Raw genomic sequence first — 10705 nt, forward strand, 5'->3', positions numbered from 1 at the left:
GTAATTATTTATAAAAAAAAGCGAATAAACTTTTACTTTTCACTGTGTTTTTTATCTTTTGGGGATAATAAAAGCTGCATTCCACATAATTATATACACACATTATAAAATTATATAAACACGTTATAAGCATACTCCGCATATTGATTACGTTGCAAAAGAAACGTTACCAATGCCCCATTTAAGCAGTCGGAACAATAAAAAGCACGGTTTAGCAACCGATTATGTACGTGAAAATCAGATTATCTAAGCTTAAAGAAAGAATTATTTAAACTTTGAAAAGTATTTATTTAAGCTTAGATAATTATTTATTCAAACTTAGATAATTTAAAAACGTAAGCCGGAAATAACATTATATACGGCTTCCCATAAACACAGAACCTATTAAAAATAACATCGAAACCATTCTCAGCCACACATATCGGCGCAGAAAACAAGAATACAACTTACTGAATAGCAATCTGACACAGGAATAGTTTTGCCAAGCTCTCTATTATATAAGTACATATAAGGACAAATATTAACAAAAAATGTAGTAGCAAAACTTTGGCATTTGGCATATTTACGCTATCTTTGCAATCTAAGGCAGTACTTCGGCACTGTCGCTGGTGTTGCAAGACACGAGAGGAAAGTCCGGGCAGCAAAGAGTATCCTGCTTCCGAAAATGAAAGCTATTGGCAACAGTAGATGTAGGCAGAAGAAAACAACCGCCTTGGAAACGAGGTAAGGGTGAGAAGGTGGTGTAAGAGACTACCGGCACGTAGGCGACTGCGTGGCTGTGCCGTTCAGGAGCTGCAAGTTCATGTAAACCGTTGTTTGAGGGCTGCTCGCCCGAGCCATACAAGGCACAACGGAGGGTAGAACGCTAAAACGCACGGGGCGACCCTGCGGTTAGATAGATGACAGGCGTCCTTGCTTGTCGAAAGACGGTAAGGAAACAGGACCCGGCTTATAGAAGTACTGCTTTACACATACTCGCTGCCTCCCCCGTCGCGGGGAGGGAGTTGAGCTATGAAAAAAGAGCCGAAACAGCCCGGCAGCACAAAGGCTGTGGCGCAAAAGAAAAAGAATAATAAGCCATTGGTGCAACGTTTATGGAACAATTTCAAGATTATCGATACGTATTGGACGATTTTCAGCATCAGGTTGAAAACAAGATAAAAAATCATAAGAACGAGCCCGGTTTCCCGCAAATGGACGGAAAGCTGGACGAAGAGGAATTGGGCAACTACCTTTTCGAGCACCAAGCCGCACTCGACAGCGAGGGAACGGAACGCACGCAATACACCGTTGCAGGGGTACTGATAACGTTGCCCATCATAGTGCTGTCGGCTTTCCACGAAGAATCGTTGCCCGTGAAAGGCTATCAAGTAGTGCTTCTCGGTGTCGCCATAGGCTTGCTGCTCTACGGCATCTACCGGGTAGCGATGAAAGCCATTGTGCGCAAGAAGGTGAAACGTGCAAAAGAAGAGCACCCGGAAGCCTGTGCATACGTGGAAAAGGTGATGCGTTTCCAACCCATCACATAACAACGACTTCGGTATAAAGCCCTAACAAAAAAGAAGAAATATGGAAATTCCTGACTTAACCAAGTATAAAGAGAAGTTCACAAAGAACGGCTTTATTGAGAAAATACACCGCATAGCCAAACGAGCAGGAGCAAAATTGGTTTATGCCGCATTGATATTGTACTACTCTGTTGAAAGCGACAAGGTTTCAATCAAGGATAAAGCCATCATCATTGGGGCGTTGGGGTATCTCATCTCGCCGCTCGACCTTATTCCCGACGCCATTCCGCTTGCAGGATTGACCGACGACCTCAGCGTACTTATATATGTGTTGCAAAAAGTTTGGGGCAACATAGACGAGGAAGTGAAGCAAAAAGCAAAGGACAAGCTGTCGCAATGGTTCGACGAAGACGAAATGAAAGCTACCGAGAACCTGTTTTCCGACAACGCAGAAGACCAACCCGTGTAAAAGAAAGGAGGAACGTATGGTACAGTACATCATCGTTGGCATCGTTTTGGCACTGTCGGTAGCTTACGCTATCCGTATGCTGATCAGAACCATAAAAGTATCGAGAAACGCCTGCGGAGGGTGCAAAGGCTGCGCCATTCGCGAGCAAATGATGCGCAAAAGAAGCATGCAAGCACAAAAGAAAGTAAATTCTTATTGCAATAGTTGATAAAATATTTGCATAAACAAATATCTTTTATTACTTTTGCACTCGCAATTAAGGGAATTACTTTAGTTGTATCGACAAATTATTATGGTGCCTGGGCCGGTCGGTTAGGTAACGGTCTGCAAAACCGTGTAGAGCAGTTCGATTCTGCTAGGCACCTCAAAGCCCGAAAGAACAACTCTTTCGGGCTTTTTTATTGATTACTTTGATTCTGTAAAGATAATTCTGAAGAAAAACGATAATTTCGATTTGACGTTGCGAAAGCGGCTGTTTTGCGATGCAAAACCTACGCTTTTACCGTGCAAAACAGCCGCTTTTGGAACGCAAAACAACAGGTTTTGCAAAGCATTGATAACTAAGCTGTTATATAATGGATACGCTTATGAAAAATCTTTACACAACTATCCGCTGTTTTCCGTCTATAAAACGAGGAACACAGGCGAAGTTGCAAGCGAGCCGGAAGGTGTTTTCTACCGAGAAAAGCGAAACGAAACAAAAAACAACAGGCAGTCCGCCTGTTTCTCATAAATTAATAGTATCTTTGCAAAAGAACAAAACAGTAAAGCAATAATAATGGAAAATAAAACACATAAATTCATTTCTGCAAGCTACGAATTGTATAGCATTGAATACGGAAACGAAGTTTTGATAGAAAAGACAGAAGAAAACAAACCTTTAAAGTTTTACACGGGTTGCGAAATGGCATTGCCGGAGTTTGAAAAAATAGCAATGGAAACTATCGCAGGCAACGACTTTGCTTTCGATTTGGCAAAGGGACAGGCTTACGGCGACTACAAGGAAGAAAATGTTTTAGACCTTGAAAAGGCTGTTTTCTCGCACGAAGGGGAATTCGACAGCAGCAATGTGTACGTTGGAGCAATGATACCTTTGCAGAACCAAGAGGGACAACGATTTATGGCACGCGTTATCGACATAACGGAAGACAAGGTGAAAGTAGACCTTAACCACCCATTGGCAGGCAAGGAACTGAAATTTAAAGGACACATAATAGAAAACCGTGAGGCAAGCGAAGAAGAGGTTAAAGACTTCTTTGAAAAGCTAAACAGCTGCCACTGCGGTGGGAATTGCGGTTGCCACGGTGATGGTGAAGGGCACGGAGATGGACATTGCGGCTGCCACGGAGAAGGCGAAGGGGGAGAAGGACACTGCAGTTGCCACAATAAGGACTAACAAGCATGCTCCCCGAAGGCTGTTTGTATGTGCCGGACCTACTCTGCAGCAATACAGCCGACCCGAAACAGCAGTCCACAGGCGTTTGTAACGAAAAGAAAAAAGGAAAGGGAAACAATATGCCCAATGTAATTGGTACACTATATACCTAACTACCTTTGGCGAAAGCCACGGCATAGCGATAGGCGGCATAGTTGATGGTATGCCGTCAGGCATAGATATTGACCTCGATTTTATTCAGAACGAACTGAACAGACGCCGACCGGGACAAAGCAAAATAACCACCGAAAGGAAAGAAACCGACGAGGTGGAACTGCTTAGCGGAGTGTTTGAAGGCAAATCGACTGGTACGCCGATTGGCTTCATCGTAAAGAATAAGAACCAGCAAACAAAGGATTACGATGATATTCGCGACCTTTTCAGACCATCGCACGCCGACTATACCTATTATAAGAAATATGGCATACGCGACTATCGCGGAGGCGGACGGGCATCGGCACGCATCACGCTTGCAAGAGTAGTGGCAGGCGCATTGGCAAAACTTGTGCTGCGAAAACACAACATAAGCATTCAAGCATACACGTCGCAGGTGGGAAACATTGCCATAGATAAGGATTACAGGAACTACGACTTATCGCAGGCGGAGAACAACGCCGTGAGATGCCCCGACGAAGCAAAGGCAAAGGAGATGGAAAGCCTGATAGCAGAAGTGAAAAGCGAGGGCGACACCATTGGCGGCGTGATAACCTGTGTGGTGAAAGGGTGTCCGGTAGGATTGGGCGAGCCTGAATTTGGCAAGCTGCACGCACAATTGGGTGCGGCTATGCTAAGCATAAATGCGGCAAAAGGCTTTGAATACGGCGAAGGTTTCGACGGAAGCACATGGCGAGGAAGCCGACAAAACGACAGTTTCGCAACGGCAGCAGAAAACGAGAACGACGATATAGCAATACGAACCAACCACAGTGGAGGAATACAAGGCGGAATAAGCAACGGAGAAGACATATACTTCAGAGTGGCTTTCAAGCCGGTAGCAACCTTGCTGATGGAACAAAAGACAGTGGATATTGCCGGAAACGAACAGACAATAGACCCACGCGGAAGGCACGACCCTTGTGTTCTGCCACGAGCAGTGCCCATCGTAGAAGCAATGGCAGCAATGACAATATTGGACGCATTATTAGTCTATACTTCCAAAAGAATATAACTTTTTGCGGTAAAATGCAAAATTAATGTATAAAAGTACGTTTTTATAATTCTTTTATCGTATATTTGCAGCATGTTTCATTACTGTTTGAGAAAATGGTATGAAAACTTTTAGTTAAGTCTAGTTTAGTTTTTGTGTTGGTTGAGAGCGTTCGGTTGAACGCTCTCAAATTTTTTTTATAGATGATTAAGCCTGAACCAACGTGAGTTCGGTATAAGATAATGCCTATGTCCGAACTTTAAACGGGGTGTGAAACGTATTAGTCTACGCAACCAATGATTTCGTTTACCGACTTGCAACCGTGGCTGTCTAACCACTCGTTGATGCCATTGCGCACCTTCAACGTTACTTGCGGGTCTACGAAATTGGCAGTACCAATCTGTATTGCCGTCGCACCTGCCATAAGAAACTCTATGGCATCAGCAGCTGTAGATATGCCGCCAAGTCCCACAACAGGTATTTTCACGGCGTGGGCAACATCGTAAACCATACGAAGGGCTACGGGTTTAACAGCCGGACCGCTGAGTCCGCCGGTGCGAATGCTAAGCCGATGAGCGCGTTTCTCGATGTCGATGGACATGCCCATAAGGGTGTTGATGAGCGAAACTGCATCAGCACCTTCTTCTTCGCATGCACGGGCAATGCTCGCAATGTCGGTAACGTTGGGCGAGAGCTTGACAATAAGCGTTTTATGGTAACGTTTGCGTACCTCGCGAAGCACAGCAGAAGCCCCTGAACAAGTTACACCGAACGCCATACCACCCTCTTTCACGTTCGGGCACGATATATTCAGTTCGATAGCAGGAATATGGTCGAGGTCGTTTAGCTTTTCAGCCGTCTCAGCATAATTCTCCGGAGAGTTGCCACTGACGTTTACAATGATGTTGGTATCTATCTTGCTGACTTCCGGGTAAATATGTTCGATGAAATAATCGACACCCTTATTCTGGAGTCCCACGCAATTAAGCATACCCATAGCCGTTTCTACCATTCGGGGATAATCGTTTCCCTCACGAGGCTTAAGGGTGGTTCCCTTCACGATAATGCCGCCAAGCCGGTCTAACGGAACGAAGTCTTGGAACTCAATACCGTAACCAAAGGTTCCGCTGGCGGTCATTACAGGATTTTTTAGTTGCAGGTTGCCTATACTTACATTTAAATCTGCCATCGCTTTTACTTATTTTTAAATTCGCTATTATATAATATGTGAACATCAATAAACTGCCATTAAAGACGCAACTACCACAGCAATTGGTTTACATCGAACACGGGTCCTTCGGTACAAACGCAAAGATTACCCTCCGTAGTCTTCTCAACGCAGCAGAGGCAAGCCCCCAATCCGCACGCCATAAGGTTCTCTAAAGAAGCCTCGCAGCGTATGTTGGCTGCTTGTGCATACTTCGCTACCGACACCATCATAGGCTTAGGACCACAGGTGGAAATCTGATTGAAGTGGCGTTCGTGCAATATGGAATGATTGGTAACAAAGCCTTTTTCGCCCATAGAGCCGTCTTCGGTGGTAACAAAGACTTCGCCATACTTCTTAAACTCGTTTAATTCCAATAAATCGGAAGCCGTACGGGCACCCAACAAGAACGTAACGGCAATGCCACGCTCCTTGCAAAGCATACCAAAATAAAGCAGAGGAGCAACACCAACGCCACCGCCTATAAGCAAAAGATTATCGGAAGACGAAGCCGGATAGGTGAAACCATTGCCCAACGGAAGCACACAGTTGAGCGTGTCCTTGGGCTTTACAGCTGCTATAGTACGTGTTCCATCGCCAATTTCAGCCACAAGCAGCCACAATTCGTTGCGTTCCTTATCAACAAAATTAATGGAAATAGGGCGGCGAAGATAAGTTGAAGCCGAACCATCAACCCTTACTTCGACAAACTGACCGGGCATCATATCAGGCAATTCTGCATCGTGAGTGAGCTTTATCAACACGTTTTTCGCATTCAAACGTTTTACAGACACTACCTTTAGGTCGAGAATAAACTTCTGTTTCATGATGATATAATAGAAAAATCTTGATGCAAACTTACATAAAATTATCGAATTATATACCGGTTGGACAAAGAAAAGTACTTTTTCTTTATAGGAAAGAGAGACTAAAAAGTTGCAGAAAGCCATCTCTGCCCATTCTACAACAAAGTTGCGGAGCACAGTTAAGAGAGAGAAAAAATTGCAGAAAGCCGCCATTTTTACCACTTTTATCAAACAATGCAGCAGCTACAACAGTAAAAAACACAGAAAAAAGTCAAGTAAAAAAGTTGGTATTACAATGCTATTTCTTTAAAATGGCAATGCTATTTCTTTAAAATGGCAATGCTGTTTCTTTAAAATCGCAATGTTGCTTCTTTGAAATGGCAATGTTGTTCCTTCGAAATGCCAATGTTGTTATATAATAATGTAAAATAAAAAGCAATGAAAGAGGACAGCTTTACATTATTATGCACACCTTAAATACATATTTATTCTTAAACTTGCGGATATAAAATAGAGAGATTAAACAAATCAAGCGTATCCTAATAGGAAAGAAAATCCATCTTAAGGTAACAAAGACAATAAAGTCTCCGAGCCATTTTGAAATAGGCAAGGAGACTTTACGATGTCACAATAACAGTAATTAGCAAAAATGAAATGTTAATTTTTAGAAGATAAAATCATTTTTTAGGGACAAATGTTTCCCAAGTTTGGTCATCAAAAAAGATGCGAATTTCGGTGATATTGCGCTGTAGTTTGTCAATATATTTCACCTCTGTTTTGACTATATCTTTAGGTTTTGAAGAAGCATTACGCTCTGTTTGGGGTTCGTCTACCGAAAAGGAGAGGGGAGCTGAAGGAATTTCATCGAAGAGATTTAAGTTGGCTGGTAGTGCCCCCGTCGTATTCTCATTTTGCGATTCAGCCACCTTATCTTTGAACATAGGCTCTATTCCATACATTATCCAATCAAGACTGATAGTCGGAAATTTTCCTCTTATCGCCTCAACAGTATTTAATGTCGGTTTTGTTCTTCCGTTGAAGATGCTACTAAGCGAAGCAGACGAAATTCCAATGAAGTCTGCAAAGGTTTGTTGCGTCATGTGCTGACTCTCCATTAAGCGTTTTATTCTATCTTTCATAACCAATCAGTGCTGTTTAATGCCTATTCGGGCGTAATTCAATAACTTTACAAAGGTAAAACAAATAATTCATAAAACCAAATAAAGAAGATATATTTTTGTTTTCAAAACTTTGTCTTTTGATATTTAAAAATACAAAGATAAAAATCTAAACCGTGTGCAATTGTGATTTAGATATACAAATATAAATAATCGAAGACAAATCTACTTTAAGTTTAAAAATCGTCTTTTTTCATATAATACTGGTTATTAATGGTCTTTACAGCTGTGTTATGGGGTTTATGCAGAATTATCTTTGTTTTATCGTAGAGTTGTCCCTTTTTTGTCGCAGAAAGGTTAATGTTTTGTTATAAATACATGGTTATTAGCTGTTTAATACTCATCAAAGTACATTGCATATTTAAACGTTTACAAATAAACACTCTTTGATTTAGTTTTATATATGCAAATATAAATCACAATGTGCACTTTTTAATATTCAAAATATCGATATTAAAACATAAAAACGATGTGTTTAGTTTTCAAAAGTAAATATATCATTCAGTAAACTAAACGTTAATAAAAAGTAATCGTAAATATTTGCTTTAAAAAATGAGCTGAAAATGGCGTAATTTAAGTATTTCGGAGCAAAGTAAAGGTTGAATTCAAATAAGCTAATCACAGAGGAGATAAAACCGTGTAAGTTACCTATTACTAATTAATTAAGAGAAAAAAGCAGGTAAAATGAGCAGCTTCTTTTAGCTCTAAAAAGTACGAAAAAACGGCATTTTTGGGCATTTTACCCATTAAAAACGTCCATTTTGGGGCTTCCAATACCTCAAAATGGACGTTTTTCGTTCTATTTCCGATGCTAAATCTATGCCTTTTTCAATGCAAAATGAAAAAGATTAATTCTTTCATTAAATCCCCTGCCCCGGTGCTTGGATTATCCAATCCTTTGCTTTTCGCATCTACTTCTCTAATCTTAGCTATTATGTCCATCGTCTTCCGAGCGGTGTAATTTCTCATTCCGGTATGGTAATCTTTCGCTCCCCAGCTGCTCCTTAATTCCAATGTCTGGGCTATTTCGTTTTCCGATTTATTGTTTGGTGAATAGAAAACTATCATTAAGTTTTGGAAATAAGAAAAGAGTAAAGGCAAAAAAGAATAGAGTGAACCAGCCTTTGGGTTCTTATCAAAATAGTTTACAATCTGATTTGCCTTGAAAACGTTGCGATTTACGATTGAATCGCGCAATTCAAAAGTGTTAAAATCCTTACTTACACCAACTTCTTTTTCAACGATTTCCGGTGTAATTCTTTTATCGTTGTCGGGTAAGGAAAGTGCAACTTTATCGAGTTCCGACGTCAAACGATTCAAGTCGGTTCCGATATGGTCGGCTATCATCTGTGTTGCTTTTGGCTCAATTGTTATTTTTTTCGTTGCCAAATAATTTTGCATAAAACCTGCAAGTTGGTATTCTCGTATTTTTTTACTTTCGAATACCACCCCATTAGCTTCTGCCAAACCAATCACTTTCTTCCTTGCGTCAATCTTTCCATTCTTATGACACCAAACAAGAATTGTGGTTTTGGCTGGATTTTTTAAATATTTCTCCAATGCATCGAGCGAGCGAATATTTTGCGCTTCCTTCACAATGACAACTTGATATTCTGCCATCATCGGGAAACGCTTCGCCATATCGGTTATCTGCACTGCCGAAACATCTGACCCGAAACACACATTCAGATTAAAATCCTGTTCGCTTGGCGTCAGCACATTCTCTGCAATATAATTTGTTATTTGGTCTATATAATAAGATTCCTCGCCCATCAATATATAAATAGGTGAGAATTTTCGTGCTTTCAGGTCTTTCATTATCCCCTGAAATGTTGTTCCTTGTTTTGCCGACATCTATTTCTTTATCGCTATTTCCACTGCCCTTACCGTTTATTTTCTATATAAACGGATGCGCATTCTCGGAAAATTTATCTATATTTGTATTGAATTTGCACGCAAAAAGTTGCCATAGGCAATTTCGGGGCAACATTCTATCGTCTGCAAAGTTAATTGATAAATAAGAGAAAACAAAATATTGCAGGGTTTTAAATGCCCTTTGCAAATAGAAAAAAGACAGATAACGATGCTACAATTGAACCTCCCACCCTATAATATAAAGGTGAAAGAAGAGAATGGGCGACGCAAAATCTTCGATATTTTGCGTCGGAAATATCTTGTAATTACGCCTGAAGAGTGGGTCAGGCAGCATTTTATTCACTACCTTATCGACCACAAAGACTACCCGATGAGCCTGCTTGCCAACGAGGTTTCGCTTCCCGTCGGCGACAAAGTTATCCGTGCCGACAGCGTTTTGTACGACAACCATTTATGCCCGCGAATGATAATAGAGTACAAAGCCCCCAATGTTCAACTCACGCAAAAGGTTTTCGACCAGATTTCTGTTTACAATCTCCTACTCCACGTCGATTATCTTATCGTGTCGAACGGCATAGACACCTACATTTGCAAGATGGATTACGACCGCCAAACCTACACTTTCCTGCCCTCAATACCCAATTACAAGGAGGTATAACCACTTCTAAAAACTTGAAAACAAGTTAATTGCATCAATAAGAAAGCCATCTTTGCGAGCAGTAGAAATTCGGTACGGGAAATCATGTAATCCAGCCATGCCGAATAAAAAAGAACTTTTCATCTGCTGTTCCGTTCCGCCTGCATACCTTATTCTAACGTGAGTTCGATATAATTCCTATGCAATGAGACTACTTTTACCAATGGTTTCAATGGTCGTGGCTGCTTTCTTGAGCAATAAATTGTGAGCTATCAAGTTTGTTGTAAAGTCATTAAAGAAGCAATAACCACTTTTTAGCCATCTGTACCAATACCTCTCTATTTCCCATTTTATAGACAGAAAAGAGACAATAAAATTGTAAATATTATTCAAAGACATATCTTTCGATTAACTCACTCGCTGTCAGCGTGTTACAAAACCTT

10 protein-coding genes, 1 tRNA gene and 1 other RNA gene are annotated in these 10705 nt (G+C 41.0%); 8 read left to right on the forward strand and 4 right to left on the reverse strand.

Going from position 1 to position 10705, the window contains the following annotated elements:
• Positions 1-585: 585 nt before the first annotated feature.
• The 7 genes from rnpB to aroC all read left to right on the forward strand — a co-directional run bounded on the left by rnpB (position 586) and on the right by aroC (position 4580).
• Positions 586-968, forward strand: an RNA gene (gene rnpB / locus JCM15124_RS14600) — RNase P RNA component class A.
• 126 nt (positions 969-1094) lie between these two features.
• The gene (locus JCM15124_RS11905; RefSeq protein WP_024999581.1) at positions 1095-1529 is read left to right on the forward strand and encodes a hypothetical protein; all 435 of its coding nucleotides are present in this window, start codon (positions 1095-1097) and stop codon (positions 1527-1529) included.
• A gap of 40 nt (positions 1530-1569) precedes the next feature.
• Positions 1570-1977: a YkvA family protein gene (locus tag JCM15124_RS11910; RefSeq protein ID WP_024999582.1), complete on the forward strand. Its 408-nt coding sequence runs from the start codon at positions 1570-1572 to the stop codon at positions 1975-1977.
• A gap of 16 nt (positions 1978-1993) precedes the next feature.
• Entirely contained in the window at positions 1994-2185 is a 192-nt protein-coding gene (locus tag JCM15124_RS15555; RefSeq protein ID WP_024999583.1) for a FeoB-associated Cys-rich membrane protein, read from the forward strand.
• A gap of 86 nt (positions 2186-2271) precedes the next feature.
• Positions 2272-2342: transfer RNA gene (locus tag JCM15124_RS16050), tRNA-Cys, on the forward strand.
• Positions 2343-2755: 413 nt separating this feature from the next.
• The gene (locus tag JCM15124_RS11935) at positions 2756-3373 is read left to right on the forward strand and encodes an FKBP-type peptidyl-prolyl cis-trans isomerase (RefSeq protein ID WP_024999586.1); all 618 of its coding nucleotides are present in this window, start codon (positions 2756-2758) and stop codon (positions 3371-3373) included.
• 202 nt (positions 3374-3575) lie between these two features.
• Complete coding sequence (aroC, locus tag JCM15124_RS11945; protein ID WP_024999587.1) at positions 3576-4580, forward strand: chorismate synthase; 1005 nt, start codon at positions 3576-3578, stop codon at positions 4578-4580.
• Between the two features lie 259 nt (positions 4581-4839).
• Here aroC and JCM15124_RS11950 read toward each other — a convergent pair whose 3' ends face one another.
• The 4 genes from JCM15124_RS11950 to holA form a co-directional block, all read right to left on the reverse strand.
• On the reverse strand, positions 4840-5748 hold the full coding sequence (locus tag JCM15124_RS11950; protein ID WP_024999588.1) for a dihydroorotate dehydrogenase: 909 nt from the start codon (positions 5746-5748) through the stop codon (positions 4840-4842).
• A gap of 71 nt (positions 5749-5819) precedes the next feature.
• On the reverse strand, positions 5820-6593 hold the full coding sequence (locus JCM15124_RS11955) for a dihydroorotate dehydrogenase electron transfer subunit (RefSeq protein ID WP_024999589.1): 774 nt from the start codon (positions 6591-6593) through the stop codon (positions 5820-5822).
• Positions 6594-7249: 656 nt separating this feature from the next.
• Complete coding sequence (locus tag JCM15124_RS11960) at positions 7250-7711, reverse strand: helix-turn-helix domain-containing protein (protein WP_024999590.1); 462 nt, start codon at positions 7709-7711, stop codon at positions 7250-7252.
• An 867-nt stretch (positions 7712-8578) separates the two neighbouring features.
• Positions 8579-9604: a DNA polymerase III subunit delta gene (holA, locus tag JCM15124_RS11965; protein ID WP_024999591.1), complete on the reverse strand. Its 1026-nt coding sequence runs from the start codon at positions 9602-9604 to the stop codon at positions 8579-8581.
• A gap of 229 nt (positions 9605-9833) precedes the next feature.
• Between holA and JCM15124_RS11970 the strand changes: the two genes are divergently transcribed.
• Entirely contained in the window at positions 9834-10283 is a 450-nt protein-coding gene (locus JCM15124_RS11970) for a type I restriction enzyme HsdR N-terminal domain-containing protein (protein WP_024999592.1), read from the forward strand.
• Positions 10284-10705 lie beyond the last annotated feature (422 nt).

Origin of the sequence: Prevotella falsenii DSM 22864 = JCM 15124 (assembly GCF_000613945.1) — a bacterium.
GTDB lineage: Bacteria > Bacteroidota > Bacteroidia > Bacteroidales > Bacteroidaceae > Prevotella > Prevotella falsenii.